Annotated in this window: 11 protein-coding genes and 1 riboswitch; of the genes, 6 read left to right on the top strand and 5 right to left on the bottom strand. The window is 67.3% G+C overall.

What is annotated here, in order from left to right; all coding sequences use genetic code 11:
- Positions 1-30: 30 nt before the first annotated feature.
- Together ACN2C7_RS19410 and ACN2C7_RS19405 are read left to right on the top strand one after the other, a co-directional pair.
- Positions 31-4,881, top strand: a complete 4,851-nt coding sequence (locus ACN2C7_RS19410) for an NAD-glutamate dehydrogenase (RefSeq protein ID WP_419319107.1) — start codon at positions 31-33, stop codon at positions 4,879-4,881.
- 73 nt (positions 4,882-4,954) lie between these two features.
- A complete protein-coding gene (locus ACN2C7_RS19405; RefSeq protein WP_419319106.1) occupies positions 4,955-6,151 on the top strand; it encodes a DUF418 domain-containing protein in 1,197 nt (398 codons plus the stop codon).
- A 221-nt stretch (positions 6,152-6,372) separates the two neighbouring features.
- Here ACN2C7_RS19405 and ACN2C7_RS19400 read toward each other — a convergent pair whose 3' ends face one another.
- The gene (locus ACN2C7_RS19400; protein ID WP_419319105.1) at positions 6,373-8,814 is read right to left on the bottom strand and encodes a YbcC family protein; all 2,442 of its coding nucleotides are present in this window, start codon (positions 8,812-8,814) and stop codon (positions 6,373-6,375) included.
- A complete protein-coding gene (locus ACN2C7_RS19395) occupies positions 8,811-10,451 on the bottom strand; it encodes a proton-conducting transporter membrane subunit (protein WP_419319104.1) in 1,641 nt (546 codons plus the stop codon). The genes ACN2C7_RS19400 and ACN2C7_RS19395 overlap by 4 nt, the downstream gene beginning before the upstream one ends.
- Before the next feature lie 35 nt (positions 10,452-10,486).
- On the opposite strand from ACN2C7_RS19395, the gene ACN2C7_RS19390 reads away from it, so the two are divergent.
- Together ACN2C7_RS19390 and pyrC are read left to right on the top strand one after the other, a co-directional pair.
- Positions 10,487-11,392 carry a LysR family transcriptional regulator gene (locus tag ACN2C7_RS19390; RefSeq protein ID WP_419319103.1) on the top strand — a complete coding sequence of 302 codons (906 nt, stop codon included), beginning with the start codon at positions 10,487-10,489 and terminating at the stop codon, positions 11,390-11,392.
- Between the two features lie 30 nt (positions 11,393-11,422).
- Positions 11,423-12,532, top strand: a complete 1,110-nt coding sequence (gene pyrC, locus ACN2C7_RS19385) for a dihydroorotase (RefSeq protein ID WP_419319102.1) — start codon at positions 11,423-11,425, stop codon at positions 12,530-12,532.
- On the opposite strand, the gene ACN2C7_RS19380 is transcribed toward pyrC, so the two are convergent.
- The 3 genes from ACN2C7_RS19380 to ACN2C7_RS19370 all read right to left on the bottom strand — a co-directional run bounded on the left by ACN2C7_RS19380 (position 12,529) and on the right by ACN2C7_RS19370 (position 15,336).
- Positions 12,529-13,287: a dienelactone hydrolase family protein gene (locus ACN2C7_RS19380; RefSeq protein WP_419319101.1), complete on the bottom strand. Its 759-nt coding sequence runs from the start codon at positions 13,285-13,287 to the stop codon at positions 12,529-12,531. The genes pyrC and ACN2C7_RS19380 overlap by 4 nt on opposite strands.
- A gap of 10 nt (positions 13,288-13,297) precedes the next feature.
- Complete coding sequence (purH, locus tag ACN2C7_RS19375; protein ID WP_419319100.1) at positions 13,298-14,887, bottom strand: bifunctional phosphoribosylaminoimidazolecarboxamide formyltransferase/IMP cyclohydrolase; 1,590 nt, start codon at positions 14,885-14,887, stop codon at positions 13,298-13,300.
- A 32-nt stretch (positions 14,888-14,919) separates the two neighbouring features.
- Positions 14,920-15,000, bottom strand: a riboswitch (ZMP/ZTP riboswitch).
- Positions 14,977-15,336, bottom strand: a complete 360-nt coding sequence (locus ACN2C7_RS19370) for a hypothetical protein (protein WP_419319099.1) — start codon at positions 15,334-15,336, stop codon at positions 14,977-14,979. Its footprint overlaps the riboswitch before it by 24 nt.
- A gap of 926 nt (positions 15,337-16,262) precedes the next feature.
- Between ACN2C7_RS19370 and polA the strand changes: the two genes are divergently transcribed.
- Both polA and ACN2C7_RS19360 read left to right on the top strand, forming a co-directional pair.
- A complete protein-coding gene (polA, locus tag ACN2C7_RS19365) occupies positions 16,263-19,181 on the top strand; it encodes a DNA polymerase I (protein WP_419319098.1) in 2,919 nt (972 codons plus the stop codon).
- A 170-nt stretch (positions 19,182-19,351) separates the two neighbouring features.
- Positions 19,352-21,265, top strand: a complete 1,914-nt coding sequence (locus ACN2C7_RS19360) for a methyl-accepting chemotaxis protein (protein WP_419319097.1) — start codon at positions 19,352-19,354, stop codon at positions 21,263-21,265.
- Positions 21,266-21,303: the final 38 nt, after the last annotated feature.

Below are 21,303 nucleotides of genomic sequence, written 5' to 3'. Positions count from 1 at the left end.
GTTGTCGCCAAAAATTCGCGAGGAAATCCCATGGTCGGTGCAAAAAATGACCCCCAGGCTTCAATGGCGGGCGGCCAGTTGTTGACGGCTTTCGCCCAGGCTTTGGGTCATGCCGCCGATGCGCTGCCGGCTCAGGCGGCTCATTTCCTCGCTCAGGCTCAGGACGACTGGTCGGCCGACGAAATGCCGGGGTTCGACGCCGGCGATACCGCTCGCGCCCTTGCCGATTTCTGGCGCTTCGGTCAGGAGGTGACCGATGTAGCAGAGCCGGCCATCCGTCTGCGTCAGGCGCGCAAGCCCGACGGGACCTACCTGCGCGGCGACCTCCTCGAGATCGTCCAGCAGGACCGACCCTTTCTGGTCGACAGCATCATGGGCGCGGTGGCCGAGGCGGGCTTTCAGGTCCGGGCCATGTTCCATCCGGTGGTCGAGGTTGGCGGCCAGCGCCGCTCGATGATCCAGATCTATCTGGCTTCCGTCGGCGAGGACCGCGAGGCGGCTCTGATCCAGGCTGTGGGCGAGGCCCTGGCTGATGTTCGCCTGGCCGTGCAGGACTTCGAGGCCATGCGCGGCCTGATGCGCCGCACGATCCTTGAGCTGCGCGACACCAAGGTCGCCATTCCGGCGGAGGCCCGGGCCGAGGACATGGATTTCCTCGACTGGCTGGCCGACGACCATTTCGTGTTTCTCGGCGCCCGGGTCTACGACTATCCCCGCACGAGCGACGGCGGCTATGCGGCCGAGGAGCCCCTGGATCGGCCGGAGGGCAATCTGGGCGTCCTGCGCGACGAGGTCCGCACCGTGCTGCGCCGGGGCAGCGAGCCGGCCATCCTGTCGCGTCAGGTCCTCAGCCATATCGAGATCGGCGACCCGATCGTGGTGGCCAAGTCCAACCTGCGCTCGCGTGTCCACCGGCGCGGCTATATGGACTATGTCGGGGTGCGCCGGTACGGCGCCGACGGCAAGCCCTCCGGCGAGGTCCGCTTCGTCGGCCTGTTCACCGCCGAAGCCTACGAGACCCCGGCTCATGACGTGCCGCTGATCCGTCGCAAGGTGGCGCACGTTCTGGACAGCGCCAGCAAGGATCCTGACAGCCACAACGGCAAGCGCCTGCGAAACATCCTGGAGACCTGGCCCCGCGACGAGCTGTTCCAGACCGATACCGACCAGCTGCTGAGCATGGCGTTGGGGGTTCTGCACCTCTATGATCGACCCCGCGTACGGCTGTTCACCCGCCGCGACCCCTTCGACCGCTTCATCTCGGCCCTGCTGTTCGTGCCGCGGGAGCGTTACGATTCTGGCGTCCGCGAACGGGCCGGCAAGCTGCTGGCCGAGGCCTTCGGCGGCCGGGTCTCTGCCTACTATCCCAGCTTCTCCGACGCGCCGCTGGCGCGGGTTCATTTCATTGTCGGCGTCACGCCGGGCGATCACTACGAGCCGGACATGGCTCAGCTTGAAGCCGCCATCGCCGAGACCGCCCGCACCTGGGAGGACCGCTTCGAGGCGGCGATCCGTGACGGCGGCGCCCCGGGGCGGGTCGCCGAGACCCTCGCCCGTTACGCCGGCGCCTTCCCGCCCGGCTATCGCGACCAGTATGACGCCGCCGAGGCCCTGGCCGACATCGAGGTCGTCGACGCCCTGGCCGAAGGCGAGGCGGTTCGCGTGCGCGCCTTCCGTCGTCCCGACGACAGCGCGACGACCTTCCGCTTCAAGCTCTATCGCCCCGGCGCCGCAGCGCCCCTGGCCGACGTTCTGCCCATCCTCGAGCACATGGGCCTCAAGGCGCTGATCGAGGACGGCCATAAGGTTTCGCCGACCTCCGACGGCGGCGCGCGCGCGCCCGTCTGGGTGCATGAGTTCGTTCTGGCCGACGAGCAGGGCGAACACTTGACCTTCGCCGACGTCAAGCTGGCCTTCGAGGCCGCCTTCGTCGCCATCTGGACGGGCCGCGCCGAGAGCGACGGCTTCAACCGGCTGGTGCTGGAGTTGGGCATCGGCTGGCGCGAAGCGGCCCTGATCCGCGCCCTGGCCCGTTATCGTCAGCAATCGGGTCTCGATCCCAGCCAGGGTGTGCAGGAGCAGGCCCTGGCCGATCATCCCGGCGTCGCCCGTCTGATTCTCGACCTGTTCCAGACCAAGTTCGACCCTGCCGTCCTGGCAGATCTCAAGGACCGGCGGGAACAGGCCAAGGCCGTCGAGGCCAAGATCGGCGAGGCTCTGCAGGCTGTCGAGAGCCTCGACGCCGACCGCGTGCTGCGCCGGATCGCCGCCCTGGTCGGCGCGATCCTGCGGACCAACTTCTATCAACCCGCCGAAGATGGTCAGCCCAAGCCATATATCAGCTTCAAGATCGCCTCGCGCGAGCTGGAAGACCTGCCGGCCCCCAAGCCCTATCGCGAGATCTTCATCTCGGCCCCGCACATCGAGGGCGTGCACCTGCGCTTTGGCCCCGTGGCGCGCGGCGGCCTGCGCTGGTCCGATCGCCGCGACGACTTCCGCACCGAGGTGCTGGGACTGGTCAAGGCTCAGCAGGTCAAGAACGCGGTGATCGTGCCGGTCGGCTCCAAGGGCGGCTTCTATCCCAAGCAGTTGCCGCGCGGCGGTGATCGCGACGCGGTCCAGGCCGAGGCGATCCGCGCCTACAAGACCTTCCTGTCGGGCCTGCTCGACATCACCGACAATATCGACGCCGACAACAGGGTCGTGCCGCCGGTCTCGGTGGTCGTGCACGACGGCGAGGACCCCTATCTGGTCGTCGCCGCCGACAAGGGCACGGCGACCTTCTCCGACATCGCCAATGGCGTGGCCGAGGACTACGGCTTCTGGCTGGGCGACGCCTTCGCCTCTGGCGGTTCGGTCGGCTACGACCACAAGGTCATGGGCATCACCGCCCGCGGCGCCTGGGAGGCGGTCAAGCGCCACTTCCGCGAGATGGGCAAGGACATCCAGACCCAGCCCTTCACCGTCGTGGGCGTCGGCGACATGAGCGGCGACGTGTTCGGCAACGGCATGCTGCTGTCGAAGCAAACCAAGCTACTGGCCGCCTTCGATCACCGGCACATCTTCCTCGATCCCGATCCGGACACCGCATCCTCGTGGGTGGAACGCGACCGGATGTTCAAGCTGCCGCGCTCCTCGTGGGACGACTATGACCGCAGCAAGATCTCGGCCGGCGGCGGCGTCTTCGCCCGCAGCCTCAAGAGCATTCCCCTGTCGCCGGAAGTCCGCGCCCTGTTCGAGATCAAGGCCGAGGCCGTCTCACCGGCCGAACTGATGACCGCGATCCTGAAGTCCAGGGCCGAGCTGCTCTATCTCGGCGGCATCGGCACCTATGTGAAGGCCCAGGGCGAGAGCAACGCCGACGCCGGCGACAAGGCCAATGACGCCGTACGCGTCAATGGCGCGGACCTGCGGGTCAAGGTGGTGGGCGAGGGCGCCAATCTGGGCCTGACCCAGGCCGGCCGCATCGAATTCGCCACCGCCGGGGGGCACATCAACACCGACGCCATCGACAACTCGGCCGGCGTCGACAGTTCCGACCATGAGGTCAACATCAAGATCCTCACGGGCCTGCTGGAGCGAGGCGGTGAGCTGGATCGTCCCAGCCGTAACACGCTGCTGGCCTCCATGACCGACGACGTCGCCCATCACGTGCTGGAGCATAATTACGATCAGACCCTCGCGCTGACCCTGCTGGAAAGCGACGCCACCAGCGAGGTCGACCCCCAGATCCGCTATATGGTCGATCTGGAAAGTCGCGGGCGCCTGGACCGCAAGGTCGAAGGTCTGCCGACCAATACGACTCTCCTCGAGCGCAAGCAGGCCGGCAAGGGTCTGACCCGACCGGAGCTGGCGGTGCTGCTGGCCTATGGCAAGCTGGACCTGTTCGATGAGATCGTGGCCTCCGACGCCCCTGACGATCCGTGGTTCGAAAAGACTCTGCGGGGCTACTTCCCCAAGGGCCTCGACCGCTATGCCGCCCAGATGCAGACGCACCGGCTGAAGCGCGAGATCATCGCCACGGTGGTCGGCAATCAGATGGTCAACATGTGCGGCCCGACCTTCGCGACCCGCCTTAAGGCCGCCGCCGGTTGCGACACCGACGCCCTGATCACCGGGTTCACGGCGGCGCGCGAGATCCTCGGGATCGACGCGCTGTGGGATCAGGTTTCGGCCTTGGACAACCACGCCTCCGCGGAGGGCCAGACGGCGCTCTACAAGGCTCTGTCCTACGCGCTGCGCAGCCTGACCTTCTGGCTGGCCAGGCGCGCATTCCGCGACAAGACCAAGGTAGAGGCGCTGGTCGAGAGCTACGGCCCTTCGGTCTCTGAACTGCGGGCCATGACTCCTGCCGTGCTCTCTGCGTTTGAACAGAAGGCTGTCGCCAAGCGGGTGAAGGCCTATGTCGCCGACGGCGCGCCGGAAGCCCTGGCCCAGGGCGTGGCGGCGCTGCAGCCCCTGACCATCGCCGCCGATCTCGTCGACCTTGCCAGCGCCTCCAGCTGGACCGTCAAGAACGTGGCGCGCCTCTATCACCAGACCGGGGCGGCCTTCGGCTTTGACCGGTTGCGCGGCGCGGCGGGCTCGTTCGTCGGCGGCGACGCCTTCGAGCGCCTGGCTGTGCGCCGCCTGATCGAGGACCTGCTCAGCGAGCAGACGTCCATCACCCAGGCGGTGCTGAAGTTCTCGGCCAGCGCCCAGGCCGGCGAGGACGAGCTGTCAGCCAAGGCGGCGGTGACCTCTTGGGCCGCCCTGCGTATGGGTCCTGTCCGCTCGGCCAAGCGTACGGTGGAGGATATCGAGAACGCCGGCGGTGGCTGGACCTTCGCCAAGCTGACCATCGCCAATGCCGCGCTGCGCGAATTGGCCAACGCGGGTTAGGCGCGCCTGACGCGAAGGTTGTGGCGCGGGCCCTGGTCGGACTAGGCTCGCGCCACAATGCCTTGGGGGGCACATGGTCAAGAATCGCATCGTCCTGCTGGACTCCCTGCGGGGTCTGGGGGTGCTGGGCATCCTGCTGTGCAACGCGCCGGACTTCGCCGTCACGGCGGGCCTGGCAGAGTCGGTGCGCCACTGGCCGCACGGGACCGGGGCGGACACGGTCTCGGTCTGGGTCGCCACCCAGTGGCTGTTTCAGCGCAAGTTCGTCACCCTGTTCGCCATGCTGTTCGGCGTCTCGATTTTCCTGGTCGGTGGCGAGCGGTCCGAGACCGAGCGCGGCGCGACCCTGCGCAAGCGCCTGATGTGGATGGTGGTCTTTGGTCTGCTGCACGGCTTCGCCATCTGGTTTGGCGACGTTTTGCTCAGCTACGCCCTGGCCGGCTTTCTGGTGATGTTTGCCCGCTCCTGGGCGCCCAAGCGGTTGTTCAAGGTTGGGATCGGCATCTGGATCGGCTTCTCGCTGCTGATGGCCGCCGGCATGGTCGCCTCGATGCTGATGCCGCACGATGCGGCCGAAGAAGCGGCCCAGGCCGCCAAGGAAGCCGCCACGAACAGCGCCGCCGCCGCTCAGTACGCCGGCACGTTCATGCAGTCGCTGATCCAGAACGCCAAGGACCGCCTGCCGCTGCTGGCCGGCGAGCCGGTCATCGTCATGATGACGGGCAGCCTGATGCTGGTCGGCCTAGGCTGCTTCAAGACCGGCGTCTTCACCGGCGAGGCCTCGAAGAAGACCTATGCGATCCTCACCGTCGTCGGCCTGCTGGCCCTGGCGGTCACCGGCGCGCTGTTCATCACCGTCGCCCTGACCGGCCTGCCCAGGCCGCTGGGCATGATCGCCGGCGTCGTCCAGATGGCCACCGCGCCCCTGACCACCCTGGCCTATGTCAGCCTGGTGGTGTTCGCCTCGCGGTCGGCGGGCTTCTGGAAGAAGATCCCCGAAATCCTCGCCCCCGTCGGCCAGATGGCCTTCACCAACTATCTGGCCCAGTCGTTCATCATGACGGCGATCTTCTACGGCGGCCGGGGCCTGAGCCTGCATGGCAAGGTCGACCGGCCCGGCCTGGCCCTGATCGTCGTGGCCATCTGGATCGTCCAGATTCTGTGGTCGAAGTGGTGGATGGACCGATTCAGCATGGGCCCGCTGGAGTGGTTCTGGCGCCGGCTCTATCGCGGTCCGACCCCGATCCTGCGGAGCAGTGCGGGAGCCTAGAGACTTTCCTGAGCCGTCGGGGGAGCCGCATGGGAGACTCTGACGATTCAGTCAGGTCGCAGAATGTTCAAAGCCCTCAGCGCCAGGTGCGCCAACCCGGTCATGCCCTTCCTCGCTGAGAAGGGCATGACCGGGTTGCGGGCTTCAGCGAACGCTGCGCGCAGGATGTGGATGGTCTCCGATCTCAGCCAAGGCAGGTGAGAGCCGACGCGTTTTACAAGTCAGACCGCCATCTTCAGAGGAATGGCCGGATCGGGCCCGACGTTCATCGCGGTCCATTGCAGATCGCCAGCGTAGCGCCACGCCATCCTGCCGGTCTCATCGAGGGCGAAGAGATGCAGCCAGCGATTGTCAAACAGCGAGCGAACGCTCTCATGCCGTTTGAGGATCTCGGTCATCGCCTCGCGCGGCGCTTCGATGCAGACAGACAAGCGAAGCGGCTCATGCACGTAGCGCTCACCGTCATGCACGGATTGCCAAGGGAGACCGGCGCGCATCACGCCGCCCGCCCCCTCGACGACGCCGATGCCGCCAGTGACGTTGTGCAACAGCTTGTTGCCGCCGCCGAACACGGCGGGCGCCACAGTGGATCCGTAGTACTGCAGGCTGATCCAGCTCGCGACGACCACGGGCGCCGTCAGGATCAGTTCCAGAACGCCAAAGTCACGGTCCATCTTCCAGTCATAGTCATGAAGGAAGGCGCGTCCCTCAAGGGTCTTGCCCGCCGTCCGCCGACGGGGCGCTGCAATGAACGCCTTGCAACCGGCCAACGCCCATTCGGGCCGCACCTCAGCCCAGTCGCGGCTTCGATGCTTAACGCGACCCTCCCCCCCGGCTCTTGGCAGGCGTAGCGCCCGTTCGCCTCGTGAAATAACGCCTGCCGCCTCGAGGCAAAGCTCCGCCTGGCGGATATCGTGCTGATGCGGCGTCGAGGGATGATCGTCCGCATAGAGTGTGACAGCGTCGGTCGTGGTGTCATGCAGAGCGCCGAGGAACAGCGTATCGGCTGGAATCTCGATCCCTTCCGATGACAGGCCCGAGCGCACCTCCGGGTCATTGAGCAACGTCGCCAGCAGCCGCGCATTGACCTCGCCGGAATAGCCGCCGCAGGCTCCGCAGTGAAGGCCGCTAGCGTGGGGGTTGTTGACGACGTTCGCGCCGTGTCCGGCCAGAAGCACCAGGCGCGCAAAGTTGCTTGTGAGCGACATGGCCCGCAGCACAGTCTCGGCGGTCTTGGTCCGCGTTGCCAGATCGAGAGCGGGATCAAGACGGGGCGCGGGATCATGGGGCGCGGCCGTGGCGTGAAGTCCCAACGCATCGCTGACGAGTTTGCTGACATAAACCGGGCCCGTCGCCTCGACGAAGGCGAAGGACGAGACGGCGGCGAGCTTGAAGCGACCCCAGGCCCGCTTCGCGCGAGCCTTGAACCGCGCCGAGTGGTCCGCCTCGGCGTTATCGGGGCCGCCAGAACACGTGGTCAGGCCCGGATTGAGCAGCACGGGCAACCGGTGCTCCTGCACATCGGATGCAAAGCGGCGATGGGAGGCCGTCAGCCCGAAGAACCCTGCGAACCCCAGGGTCTGGATATCCGGATTGACCGACTCCAGCGCCCGCCGAAAGACCTCGGACCGGACATCGATGCAGAATGCGGCCTGGAGCGCGGGTCGTTTGCCCGTCGCAAGTGTCCCCGGCGCCGCGAGCGTATCAGCCAGGGCCCGCTGCGCCGAGCGCTCCAAAGCGTCCTGCAGGATGGCGTCCACCACATGGTCGGCCGTCGCTCTGACAGGCTCCGCATGATGGGCGACAATCGCCTCCCAGCGATCTGCGATCTTCGCCTCGTATCGCTCGAGGAGGGCCGCTTCCCAGATCAGACGGATAGCCAGAAAGTCGCTTATGGTTGGGTCTTCAGCGCCGCCCAGCTCCGCCTGCCAGAGCCGGTAGCGGGCATATTGCGCCCAGCCGCCCAGTGTCATCAGCATCTGGTGGAAATAGGTTTCCAGGGCCTCGGCCGGAATGGCGATCCGCTGCGTCACGCTCGCAATCGCGCCTGAAGCCGTTTCCGGGGCTTCCGAAACACGGGTGGCAAAACCCGCCAGGCCGACGATCTCGGGCGTCAGATCATGGGTGGCGACGGCGCGCCAGGCGGCGTAGGCGCCGCGACCGCGTGGGGCGGCCCAGAGCGCCTGGCCCTCATCGAAGTATCCTGCCGCCCACGCCCCGAAGCGCTCCGCGATCAACCCTGGCCAGTCGATTCCCGACACCTCGGCGGCGAGGTCGGCGATCGTCGGCAGCGCTCTGGCGGTCGGTTTCGAGACATGGGCGGCTGACTTGAGCGCGGCGAGGCTTGCAGGACGCGGCGTCTGCAGCGCGCTGGCCAAGGCCTCCGACAGATCGCCGTCGGTGATGACGCCGCTGGCGATCCGCTCCTGGTACCAGCTTCGGGGCATGGTCACCGCGACGCCTGACACCCGCGCCAACCGCGCGGCGACTGTGGCGAGGGTCTCATCGGTCTGGCCGAGGAACGGATTGACCGCAACGCTAGACGCCAGTGGCCAGACCGGAGGGATGGCCCGGGCGGCGCGATCAGCGGCGGCGTCCAGCCTTGGGGTGTCGAGCATGATCGGAGTCTCTGAATTCATCATTTTGTCCTCCAGGCGGATCAAGTTGCTTTGCGCAGACGCCAGCCGCGGAGCAGCCGATCGAACACCGCGTTGGCGTAGAAGCCGTTGGAGAGATGCACGCGCAGCCCTGCGGCGGCCGGGTGATAGGCCCAGAGCGGAAACATCGCCTGGACCACGGCGACGAGGCCGAAACTGATGACCGCGAGCATGATCAGCGCCCATTGCAGCGGCCCCGGCGCCGGGGCGGCGGGCAGGACGCCAGAGGTCAGCCAGACGGCAAGGACCTGAAGCGCGAAGTAGCTGACCGAGGTGGCGACGGCGTAGACGATTGTGCGCCGGGTCAGGGCCCTTGGCGCCGCGTCAGCAAGGCCCTGCGCCAGCATGTAGGCGACGCCGAAGATCAGAATGGCGCCCAGGGCGATGGCTTGCGGCGACTTGTGCTGGAACACGAACCCGAAGCCCAACCCGACCACGGCATAGATCGCCAGGGCCAGAAGAAAGGCGCGCCCGACGGCGCCGGCCTTTGGAATGGCCACCGGACCTGGCCTGCGATTGGCGGCGATCAGGTCGACCGCGCCGCCGGAAGCCAGGAAGGAATGGGCCTTGTAGAGCGAGTGAGCCACGATGTGCAGCAAGGCCAGCGGAAAGAGCGCGAGCCCGCACTCCAGGATCATGAAGCCCATCTGGGCGACCGTCGACCAGGCCAGCGAGGTCTTCACCGCAGGCTGGGTCAGCATCACCAGACCGCCGAAGAGCGCAGTGAACCCGCCGACCACCACCAGGACTGCCAGAATGCCTGGGGCCAGCAACATCACGTCAGCGAAGCGGATCAGCAGAAACCCGCCGGCGTTGATGACGCCCGCGTGCAGAAGCGCCGACACCGGCGTCGGCGTCTCCATCGCCTCGGTCAACCAGCCGTGCACGGGGAACTGCGCCGATTTCAGAATGGCCGCCGCTGCGAGGAAGCCGGCCGCCGCGATCGCGAGTCCGCCGCCGTTCCCGGCGCGCGCGCTGCTCAGGATCTGCGCGATGTCGGCTGTGCCGTAGGCCAGGGCCAGCAACGCCGCCGCAATGATCAGGGCCGCATCGCCGAGGCGCGCGGTGACCAGCTTCTTGGCGGCAGCTCGCTGAGCGGCGACGCGCTCCGGATAGAACAGCAGCAGCCGGTGCAGAAAGACGCTCGTCGCGATCCACGCCAGAACGAGCTGGACCAAATTGCCCGAGAGCACCAGGAGAAGCACCGAGGCCAGCGTCATGCAGAGCCAGCCGGTGAACGCGCCCTGTCGCGCCTCGCCGTCCAGATAGGTGGCGGTGTAGCGCACCACGACCCAGCCAATGAACGAGACCAGCAGGAACATCACGGCGCTCACGGCGTCGAGCCGGAGGGACAGACCGATGCCGTGCAGCCCGATCAGGCGGCTGTCCCCCGACCCGTACAGGACAAGCCCTCCCGCCGAGATCGCCGCGACCACCAGGGCGACAAGGGCTGAGGCTTCAGCCAGCCGAGGCAGCATGCGAGGCCTGCGGCCAGGGGTGATGAAGCCGACGGCGGCGCACATCAAAAGCGCCAGGGGCGCGGCAAACGGCAGGAGATCGATTGGCACTGGTTTTTCCCCACTCACCGCCTGTTGCGGGCCGGGCGCCGAGTTAGATCGTTCCGGTGCGTGCGGAAAATTCATTGTTTCTGCAATATCGTTCTGTTTTATAGAACGATATGAGATCCCTGAACTTCAACCATCTCCGCTATTTCTGGGCGGTCGCGCATGAAGGCAGCCTCACCCGAGCGGCCCAGCGCCTGAATCTGTCGCAGTCGGCGCTCTCGGTGCAGATCCAGAAACTCGAACACCAGATGGGGCACGCCCTGTTCGAGCGTGTCGGCAAGCGGCTCGTCCTGACCGAGGCGGGTCAGATCTCGCTGGACTATGCGGACACCGTGTTCCAGGCCGGGGACGAGTTGATGAGCACCCTTGAAGGGCGGCCTCTCGCAAGCGCCCAGGTACTGAGGGTCGGCGCGCTGACGACCCTGTCGCGCAACTTCCAGCTTGAGTTCCTGCGCCCTCTGGTCGGCCGCGCGGATGTGGAGTTGATCGTGCGGTCCGGCACGACACGCGACCTGCTCGCCCAGCTCGAAGCGCACGCCATCGACGTGGTTCTGTCCAACAGCGCCGCTCAGCGCGACGCCCGCGCGCCCTTTCGCAATCACCTGCTCAACCAACAGCCCGTCAGCCTGGTGGGCCGGCCCAGGCCCGGCAAGCCACCCTTCCGCTTCCCGGAGGATCTGCGCAGCGAGCCCATTCTGCTGCCAAGCCTCGACAGCGACATCCGGGTCGGGTTCGACCTTCTGCTCGATCTGGCGGGCATCCGGCCGATCATCCTGGCCGAAGTCGACGATATGGCGATGCTGCGCCTGCTGGCCCGCGAGCGCGAAGGCGTGACGCTGGTGCCGCCGATCGTCGTTCGTGACGAGCTGGAATCCGGCGTGCTGGTCGAGCACTGCCGGATCCCGCAGCTCACGGAAAGTTTCTACGCCATCATTCAGAACCGTCGGTTCCCAAACGCATTGCTCGCGGACTTGCTGACGCGATATGAGAGCGCGAAGCCCAATACCGCTGCGTCCTGACGCCAGCCACGCCTGCCAAGGAGCCGATGAATGACGATCCCAGACAGGCCTGTGACCGAAGCCGGCTCCCACCCCGTGGCGCAGCGCCGCCTGACCCTTCGCCGACCCGACGACTGGCATGTCCACCTTCGTGACGGCGACATGCTGTCTTCCGTCGTCAATTTCACGGCCAGGCAGTTCGCAAGGGCTATCGTCATGCCCAATCTCCGTCCGCCGGTCACGACGGTCGCGGCCGCCAAGGGCTATCGCGACCGCATCCTCGCCGCCGTTGAGCCGGGCCTGGCCTTCGAGCCGCTGATGACCTGCTATCTCACCGACACCATCGACGCAGGCGAAGTCGAGCGCGGCTTTGCAGAAGGCGTCTTCACAGCCTGCAAGCTCTACCCCGCGAACGCCACCACCAATTCGGCCCATGGCGTCACCGACATCCGCAACATCCAGCCTGTGCTGGAGGTCATGCAGCGGATCGGCATGCCCCTGCTGATCCATGGCGAGGTGACCGATCGCGAGGTCGATATCTTCGACCGTGAGGCCGTCTTCATCGAGCGCATTCTCGCCAAGCTGATCGCGGATTTCCCGGCGCTCAAGGTGGTGTTCGAGCACATCACGACGGCCGACGCCGTGTCGTTCGTGGAGGCCGGCGGCCCCAATCTGGCGGCGACGATCACGCCGCACCACCTGGCGATCAATCGCAACGCCATGTTCGATGGCGGGATCCGGCCCCACTTCTATTGCCTGCCGGTCGCCAAGCGCGAGACCCACAGGCTGGCCTTGCGCCGAGCGGCGACGTCCGGTTCCGCCAAGTTCTTCCTGGGCACAGATTCTGCGCCGCACGCCGTTGGCGACAAGGAATCCTCGTGCGGCTGCGCGGGCGTGTTCAATGCGCCCTTTGCCATGGAAAGCTATGCCAAGACCTTCGACGAGGAGGGGGCGCTGGACCATCTCGAAGCCTTTGCGTCTGAAAACGGCCCACGCTTCTATGGTCTGCCGCTCAACGAGGGCGTCATTGTTCTGGAGCTTCAATCGTGTCCGGTTCCCGAAAAAATGACGCCGGGATCGGAGAGCCTGGTGCCGTTTCATGCCGGTGAGACCCTGAACTGGCGCCTTGCCGGCGCATCGACCGCCCCGGCGAGCGTCTAGTCGGTCAGGGTCTCCGTCAGGGCCCGCCCGAAATAGTCCCGCGTCTGGGCCAGAAGGTCCGGACGGTACTTGGCGCGCGGGTCATTGGCCTTGTCGTCGTCGAAGGCGTGGGTGGCGTCGGCGTGAAAAACGGTGTCGACGCTCAGCCCGTCCTGAGTGAGCCGCTGCAGCGCGCGCTGGGGCGCCTTCCAGCCCACCACCTGGTCGCGACCGGCCAGCACCGAAAACACCCGGGGGCCGCCGGCGCCCCAGCCGTGGCGCGTGGTCAGGGCGGGATAGCCGGCGAACGGATAGACCAGCAGGGCGCCCCTGACCCGGGCCCGCAGCCGGGCCGGATCGGCGTCGACCAGACCCGTAACCCTGGCCGCATTGGCCCCGATCGCGTAGCCGTCCATGATCGTCCAGCCGCCGTGGCTCCAGCCGGCCAGGAAGATCCGCTCGTGATCGGCCCAGGACTGGTCCTCCAGCCAGGCCATCACCCCGAACAGGTCGGCGGCGCGTTTCAGCCCATGCAGCCGCACGCCGGTGCAGACCGTCAGCTTGGCGTCCAGGGTCGACATGCCGCGCGGCTTCAGCGAGTCGACGACGATCGCGGCATAGCCCGCCTCGACCGCCGTCTGGGCATAGGCTTCCAGGAACGGCGTCTTGCCGCCGCAGCCGTGCAGGATCAGCGCCACCGGGAAAGGGCCGGGCCCGTCAGGCTTGAACACCTGCGAGTGCTCGATGACCCTGGTTCCCCAGGTGGCGCTTTGCATCATCCGGATCCTAGTGCCTGAACACCCGAACGCCGGTGAAGGCCATGGTCAGGCCCAGCCGGTCGGCGGCCTCGATCACCTCGCCGTCGCGCATCGAGCCGCCCGGCTGGATGATCGCCGTGGCCCCGGCTTCGGCGGCCTGGATCAGGCCATCCGCGAACGGGAAGAAGGCTTCCGAGGCGCAGGCGCAGCCCTGCAGGTCGAGGCCGAAATCGGCGGCGCGCAGGGCCGCGATCCGGGCGCTGTCCTTGCGGTTCATCTGGCCGGCGCCCACGCCCAGGGTCTGGCCGTCGCGGGCATAGACGATGGCGTTGGACTTGACGTGCTTGCCGACGGTGAAGGCGAACAGCATGTCGCGGACCTCGGTGTCGGTCGGCTGGCGCTTGGTCACGATCTTCAGATCCGAAGCGGTGATCCGCGCGTCATCCCGCGACTGCACCAGGAAGCCGCCGGCCACGCTCTTGAACGTATCGCCGGTCGACAGCGCGTCGGGCAGGCCGCCGGTCACCAGCAGGCGCAGGTTCTTCTTGGCCGCGAACACGGCGATGGCGTCGTCGTCGGCTTCTGGGGCGATCACCACCTCGGTGAAGATCTCGACCATCTGCAGGGCGGCCTCGCGGGTCAGGCGCGAATTGACGGCGACGATGCCGCCGAAGGCCGAGGTCGGGTCGCAGGCCAGGGCCCGCTCATAGGCTTGCCGCTGCGAGCCGCCCACCGCCACGCCGCAGGGGTTGGCGTGCTTGATGATCGCCACGGCCGGACCCTGGGCCGGATCGAACTCGGCGATCAGCTCAAAGGCGGCGTCGGTGTCGTTGATGTTGTTGTAGCTGAGCTCCTTGCCCTGCAGCTGGGTGGCCGTGGCCACGCCGACGCGGGGGCTCGGGAAGGCATAGAAGGCCGCCTTCTGGTGCGGGTTCTCGCCATAGCGCATCACCTGGCGCAGCTCGCCGGCGATCGCCTTGCGGGCCGGGAAGTCTTGGCCGAGGGCTTGGGCGAACCAGGCCGAGATCGCCGCGTCATAGGCCGCCGTGCGGGCATAGGCGCGGGCCGCAAGGGTCTGGCGAAGAGCCAGGGTGGTGCCGCCGGCCTTCAGGGCGTCGAGCACTTCGCCAAGGTCGGCCGGGTCGGTGCAGACCGCCACATAGCCGTGGTTCTTGGCCGCCGAGCGGATCATGGCCGGGCCGCCGATGTCGATGTTCTCGACGCACTCGGCGTAGGACCCGCCCTTGGCGACCGTGGCCTCGAACGGATAGAGGTTCACATACAGGATATCGATGCCGCCGATGCCGTGGTCGGCCATGGCCTGGGCGTGTTCGGGGGCGTCGCGCACGCCCAGCAGCCCGCCATGCACGATGGGGTGCAGGGTCTTGACCCGGCCGTCCATCATTTCGGGAAAGCCCGTCAGGTCCGACACGTCCTTGACCGGCAGGCCGGCCGCGGCGATGGCCGCCTTGGTGCCGCCGGTCGAGACCAGCTCGACGCCGGCCTCGTGCAGGACCTTCGCCGCCTCGACCAGGCCGGTCTTGTCGGAGACCGACAGCAGGGCGCGTTTGGGGATGACGAGATCGGGGGCGGACGGATAGTCGGGGGCGGCGGGCACGGCGGGACTCCGGGTCTGGTGAAACAAGACGGTAAGGGAGCCCAGGCGCGCGGCGGATGAGGTTCACGCTCCCCGGTGGTCGCCCACCTTCAACGCCAGTCACGCGAACGGGCGGAAAATACGGGCGGGGGCGGGGGAGTCAATGAGCGGCTTGCCGCGCGCCGCCGACGCTCGGTGTCCTGCCGGATCAGCTCGTCCAGCACGGGCGTGGCGCTGGGCTGCAGAATGTCGGCCCGGCCGCCGGCGATCTGGGCGCGATTGTCGGCCAGCAGGGTCAGCATCAGCGTCCGCTCGCGCGCCGGGATCTGGTCGAGAAAGGGCGCGATCTGCCGATGCAGCTGTTCGGTGACCTCTTCCAGCCGGTCATACATCGTCATCGCGCGTTCGGTCGTCTTGTTGACGCGGCGAAGCGGGCGATAGCGGCTGCGGGGTGGCTTGGACTTGGGCATGGGGTGTTCTCCTGGGTTGGATGGATCGTCACTCGCCCCCTCCTGACCTGCTGCGCAGGTCGTCCTCCCCCGGAGGGGGAAGATGAGGTCGGCGCGGTTCATCTTCCCCCTCCGGGGGAAGACGGTCGCGAAGCGACCCGTAGGGGGCAAGTCTGGCGGACACGGGCTCTCAGCCTCACGCGGCATCGGCCACTGAGTGGGTTGGGGAGGCGCGAAGCGGCCGGGGCGAACCCGGATGACCGTGATGTGTGTTTGTGCGTTTCGGCTCGACCTGTCCGCTTCGCAGAAGCTGTTCTTGCGTGAGGATTGGGCCAAGCGAGCGTCTTTCAGCTCTGATACCCAAGAGCCCCCGTACGGGCGCGCACCAAGGTCGATCGGCTAACCGTCTCGACCCCCGACGATGCGCGATAGGCGGGTTTACGATCCCTCGCCCTGTTGCTCCGCGCTGTTCCTCCGACGAGCCCTCCGGTGGTCCCGGATCTATCCAACGAACAGACCACCTTCGTCCTCGCCGCGTGACCGCGCGGCCCCGCTCAGCTCCATCCCCATCGCCGCTGTTGGGCCGGATCCAGGCGCCTCCCCCTGCGACAGGGACAGCTGTGATTATGCGGGAGGTTTGAGCGCCGAGGATTGGCGCGATCGATTATTTTACAAGCGATTGATCAGGCTCGCATCTTTTTTGGAAAAGGCGGGGATTGAGCGTCCCCTATCCCCTACCTCCCGTCATTCCCGCCCTTGTGGCGGGAACCCCTCGTACCGCCGCAAGTGCGGGAGGGGCGAAGTGCGCGCGCACTTCGCTGGCGCTTCACGTGTCCGCTGAAACAGGGGTTCCCGCCACAAGGGCGGGAATGACGGTGATCTATTGGAGGGCCTCCCACCCCCCGCCAAGTCTTCCCGCCGCCCGGTCGCCAGCCTATGGTCCGGCCATGACCGACACCGCTGCGCCCGCCGATTCTGCTACCGCCCCGACCATGCCCGCAGACGGCCCCGCCGTGCGGCTGTTCCTGGTCGACGGCTCGGCCTATCTGTTCCGCGCCTATCACGCCCTGCCGCCCCTGACCCGCAAGAGCGACGGCCTGCCGGTGGGCGCGGTGCAGGGTTTCTGCAACATGCTGTGGAAGCTGTTGCGCGACATGCAGGGCGATACGCCCACCCACCTGGCGGTGATCTGGGACCACTCGGAAAAGACCTTCCGCAACAAGCTCTATGACAAGTACAAGGCCCATCGCCCGCCGCCGCCCGAGGACCTGATCCCGCAGTTTCCGCTGGTCCGCGAGGCGACCCTGGCGTTTGGCGTGCCGGCCATCGAACTGCCCGGCTATGAGGCCGATGACCTGATCGCCGCCTATGCCTGCCGGGTGCGCGAAATGGGCGGCGAGGCGGTAATCGTGTCGTCCGACAAGGACCTGATGCAGCTGGTCGGCGACGGCGTCTCGATGTTTGACCCGATGAAGGGCCTGCGTATCGACCGCGAGCAGGTGTTCGAGAAGTTCGGCGTCTATCCCGACAAGGTGGTCGATGTTCAGGCCCTGTGCGGCGACAGCGTCGACAATGTGCCCGGCGCTCCTGGCATCGGCATCAAGACCGCCGCCCAACTGATCAATGAATATGGCGACCTCGACACCCTGCTGGCGCGGGCCGGCGAGATCAAGCAGCCCAAGCGCCGCGAGACCCTGATCGACTTCGCCGACCAGATCCGCCTGTCGCGCCAGCTGGTGCAGCTGGACTGCGACACGCCCCTGCCCGAACCGATCGCTGACCTGACCCTGCGCGAGCCCGACAAGGCGGTTCTGCAGGCCTTCCTCGAGGCGATGGAGTTCCGCAGTCTGGCCCGCCGGGTCGGGGACGGCAGCGCCGCCGCCGCGCCGCGCACCCTGGATCGCCCGCCGGGTGAACGAGGGCCGGGCGCCGCGTCCGGCGCCCCGGTGGCGACCGTGTCCTATGCTGGAGCCGCAGCCCGGGCGGCGGCGGCTCCAGCCAGCGATCCTGTGGCCATCGACACCAGCGCCTATGTCTGCGTGCGCGACCTGGCCACCCTGCAGGCCTGGGTCGACCGGGCCACGGCCAAGGGCATTGTCGCCTTCGACACCGAGACCGACGCCCTGGGTTCGGCCACCGCCGGTCTGGTCGGCGTGTCCCTGGCCCTGGCGCCGGGCGAGGCCTGCTACATCCCGCTGGCCCACGAGGAAAAGGCCGAGGGCCTGGCCTTCGAGACCGCCGCCAGTCTGGAGCAGATCCCGCTGGATCAGGCGATCGCCGTGTTGCGGCCGATGCTGGAAGACCCGGCGGTGCTGAAGGTGGCCCAGAACGGCAAGTACGATATCGCCGTGCTGTCGCGCTACGGCGTCCAGGTCGGACCGATCGATGACACCATGCTGATCAGCTATGTGCTGGAGGCCGGACTGCACGGCCACGGCATGGACGAGCTTTCAGAGCTGTGGCTGGGCCACAAGCCGATCCCGTTCAAGTCGGTGGCGGGCACGGGCAAGGCCCAGATCAGCTTCAAGCATGTGGGCCTGGTTGAGGCCACGGCCTATGCCGCCGAGGACGCCGACGTCACCCTGCGGCTCTACAACATCCTCAAGCCCCAACTGGCCGCCAAGGGCCTGCTGACGGTCTATGAGACGCTGGAGCGTCCGTTGCCGCCGGTGCTGGCGGCGATGGAGAACGACGGCATCCGGGTCGATCCCGAGACCCTGCGCCGGCTGTCCAACGAGTTCTCGATGCGCATGGCCGAGTTCGAGGCCCAGGCCCAGAAACTGGTCGGCCATCCGTTCAATCTGGGCAGCCCCAAACAGGTGGGCGAGGTGCTGTTTGGCGAGATGGCCCTGAAGGGCGGCAAGAAGACCGCCACCGGCCAGTGGTCGACCGACAGCGATGTGCTGGAAAGCCTGGCCCTGGAGCACGAGCTGCCGCGGGTGCTGCTGGACTGGCGCCAGCTGTCCAAGCTCAAGGGCACCTATACCGACAACCTGATCGCGGCGATCGCGCCGGGCAGCGAGAACCGCATCCACACCTCCTACGCCCTGGCGGCGACCACGACGGGACGGCTGTCGTCGTCGGATCCCAACCTGCAGAACATCCCGATCCGCACCGAGGAGGGCCGCAAGATCCGCAAGGCCTTCGTGGCCGCGCCGGGCAAACTGCTGATCAGCGCCGACTACAGCCAGATCGAGCTGCGCCTGCTGGCCCATATCGGCGACATCCCCCAGCTGAAAAAGGCCTTCCAGGAGGGCCTCGACATCCACGCCATGACCGCCTCGGAAATGTTCGGCGTGCCGATCGAGGGCATGCCCAGCGAGGTGCGCCGCCGGGCCAAGGCGATCAATTTCGGCATCGTCTATGGCATCTCGGCGTTCGGCCTGGCCAACCAGCTGGGCATCGGCCAGGGCGAGGCCGGGGCCTATATCAAGACCTATTTCGAGCGCTTCCCCGGCATCCAGGCCTATATGGACGCCACCAAGGCCTTCGTGCGCGAGCATGGCTATGTGACCACGATCTTCGGCCGCAAGATCAACATCCCCGACATCCACGCCAAGTCGGCGGCTCAGCGGCAGTTCTCCGAGCGTGCGGCGATCAATGCGCCGATCCAGGGCGCGGCGGCTGATGTCATGCGCCGGGCGATGATCCGCATGCCGGGCGCCCTGGTCGAGGCCGGCCTGTCATCCAGGGTGCTGCTGCAGGTGCACGATGAACTGGTCTTCGAAGCCCCCGAAGGCGAGGCCGAAGCGACCTGCGCCGTGGCGCGTCGGGTGATGGAAGGCGCCGCCGAGCCGGCGGTGGCCATTTCCGTGCCTCTGACAGTTGAAGCCCGCGCGGCGCTCAACTGGGATGAGGCCCACTGATCAAAAAAGCGGCTGACCTGCCCGATGTGCGACATTACGCTGCGGCAGCGTTAATGCCGTGGAAACGGATTGCAGGGCAAGGCTAGGCTCGGCGCTTGCCCTGGATTCAGGCTTAAATCCCTGTAATTTCTATGGCTTTACGGCGCCCTCACACAATCCGGGAGTTGGCTGTGTCGTTCGGCGATCTGAGAATTCCGCAAAAGCTGATGACGGTGTTTTCCGTCATGCTGGTCACGATCATGCTGATGGGCGCAGCGCTCTACGCCAACAAGCTGAGCCTGACCAGTTCCGTCGAGCGGACCGAGCGGGCCTATCAGTCGTTGCGCGCCGCCGACACCGCAGCCTTCCGCCTGACCCGACAGGAAAACTCGCTGCGGGGCTTCCTGCTGTCGGGCGATGAGTATTACGTCCAGCGTCTAGAAGAGGCCCACAAGCCCAAGTTCCTAGCGGCGCTGGACAAGCTGCGCGAGCTGAACAAGGGCGACGAGGCCGATCTGGCGCGCATCGCCGCCGTTGACGCCGCCTATGCCGACTATCGCTCGCAGGCCATTGAGCCCGCCTTGAGCCTGGGCCGCGATCCCCTGACCCGCCCGCAGGCCATCGATCTGGTCAAGCATGACGGCGTCGCCGACAAGGCCGTCGAGCCGGTCGAGAACGCCATCCAGGCCATCGTCGACGACTCCGAGGCCGTGGTCGCCGCCGAAGCGGCCGCCCAGAAGAAGGCCTCGACCGCCTCGACCCTGACCCTGGCCATCGGCATCCTGGTCACCACCGCCATCGCCCTGGCCAGCGGCCTGCTGTTGACCAGCGGCATCGCCGGCCCGGTCGCCGCCATGACCGGCGCGATGCGCCGCCTGGCCTCGGGCGACCATTCGGTGGCCGTGCCGGCCGCCGGCCGCAAGGACGAGATCGGCCAGATGGCCGCCGCCGTCAGCCACTTCAAGGAGGCCGCGCTCGAGAAGATCCGCATCGAGGCCGACGCCGCCCATCAGCGCCAGGCCGTCGAGACCGAGCGCGCCGCCAACGAGGACGAGAAGAGCGAGGTGGCCCGCAGCGACGCGGCCAATTTCGCCGCCCTCAATGAGGCCCTGGATCGCCTGGCCTCGGGCGATCTGACGCACCGCATCACGATACCGTTCTCGCCCAAGGCCGAGAGCCTGAAGAGCAATTTCAACACCGCCGCCGAACGGGTGCTGGACGCCATGAAGGCGATCACCGCCACCACCGGCGGCGTCAGCGCCGGCGCGGACGAGATTGCCCGGGCTTCTGATGACCTGTCGCGCCGCACCGAGCAGCAGGCCGCCAGCCTGGAAGAAACCGCCGCCGCCCTCGACGAGATCACCGCTACGGTCCGCCGGACGGCCTCGGGCGCCAAGGAAGCCTCGGAGGTGGTGGCCAACGCCCGCACCGACGCCCAGCGCTCGGGCGAGATCGTCAGCCGGGCCGTCGCCGCCATGACCGAGATCGAGGGGTCCTCGCAGAAGGTCGGCAACATCATCGGGGTGATCGACGAGATCGCTTTCCAGACCAACCTTCTGGCCCTGAACGCCGGCGTCGAAGCCGCTCGCGCGGGTGAGGCGGGTCGCGGCTTCGCGGTCGTGGCGCAGGAAGTGCGGGCGCTCGCCCAGCGCTCGGCCGACGCGGCCAAGGAGATCAAGGTCCTGATCTCGACCTCGACCCAGCAGGTCGGCACGGGCGTCAGCCTGGTGGGCCAGACGGGCGAGGCCCTGCAGCGCATCGTCACCCAGGTCGCCTCGATCGACGCCTTGGTCAATGAGATCGCCGCCTCGGCCACCGAGCAGTCCACGGGACTGCACGAGGTCAATCAGGCCGTGAACCAGATGGACCAGGTGGTTCAGCAGAACGCGGCCATGGTCGAGCAGGCCACAGCCGCCACCCACGCCCTGAAGGGCGAGGCCAGCGAACTCGCCAATCTGGTGGGCCGGTTCAAGGTGTCCGCCGGTGGCGCGGCCCAGGCGGAAAACCGCGCCGCGCCGCCGCCGCGCGCCCGTCCGCAGACCGCCGTCCGTCCGGGCCGCAGCTCGGCCGCCGTTGCGGTCAAGGAAGAGTGGGAAGAGTTCTGATTCAACGCTTCCGATAGAGGTTCGACCAAACGGGCTCG

This window comes from Caulobacter sp. ErkDOM-E, assembly GCF_048541895.1.
Classification (GTDB): domain Bacteria; phylum Pseudomonadota; class Alphaproteobacteria; order Caulobacterales; family Caulobacteraceae; genus Caulobacter.
This window is presented reverse-complemented; position numbering and strand designations above follow the sequence as displayed.

Excerpts from the sequence above, each read along its gene's own strand:
- ACN2C7_RS19380 (WP_419319101.1), bottom strand. The coding sequence starts at position 13,287 with ATGCAAAGCGCCACCTGGGGAACCAGGGTCATCGAGCACTCGCAGGTG.
- pyrC (WP_419319102.1), top strand. The coding sequence starts at position 11,423 with ATGACGATCCCAGACAGGCCTGTGACCGAAGCCGGCTCCCACCCCGTG.
- ACN2C7_RS19395 (WP_419319104.1), bottom strand. The coding sequence starts at position 10,451 with ATGAATTTTCCGCACGCACCGGAACGATCTAACTCGGCGCCCGGCCCG.
- polA (WP_419319098.1), top strand. The coding sequence starts at position 16,263 with ATGACCGACACCGCTGCGCCCGCCGATTCTGCTACCGCCCCGACCATG.
- ACN2C7_RS19410 (WP_419319107.1), top strand. The coding sequence starts at position 31 with ATGGTCGGTGCAAAAAATGACCCCCAGGCTTCAATGGCGGGCGGCCAG.
- ACN2C7_RS19390 (WP_419319103.1), top strand. The coding sequence starts at position 10,487 with ATGAGATCCCTGAACTTCAACCATCTCCGCTATTTCTGGGCGGTCGCG.
- ACN2C7_RS19370 (WP_419319099.1), bottom strand. The coding sequence starts at position 15,336 with ATGCCCAAGTCCAAGCCACCCCGCAGCCGCTATCGCCCGCTTCGCCGC.
- ACN2C7_RS19405 (WP_419319106.1), top strand. The coding sequence starts at position 4,955 with ATGGTCAAGAATCGCATCGTCCTGCTGGACTCCCTGCGGGGTCTGGGG.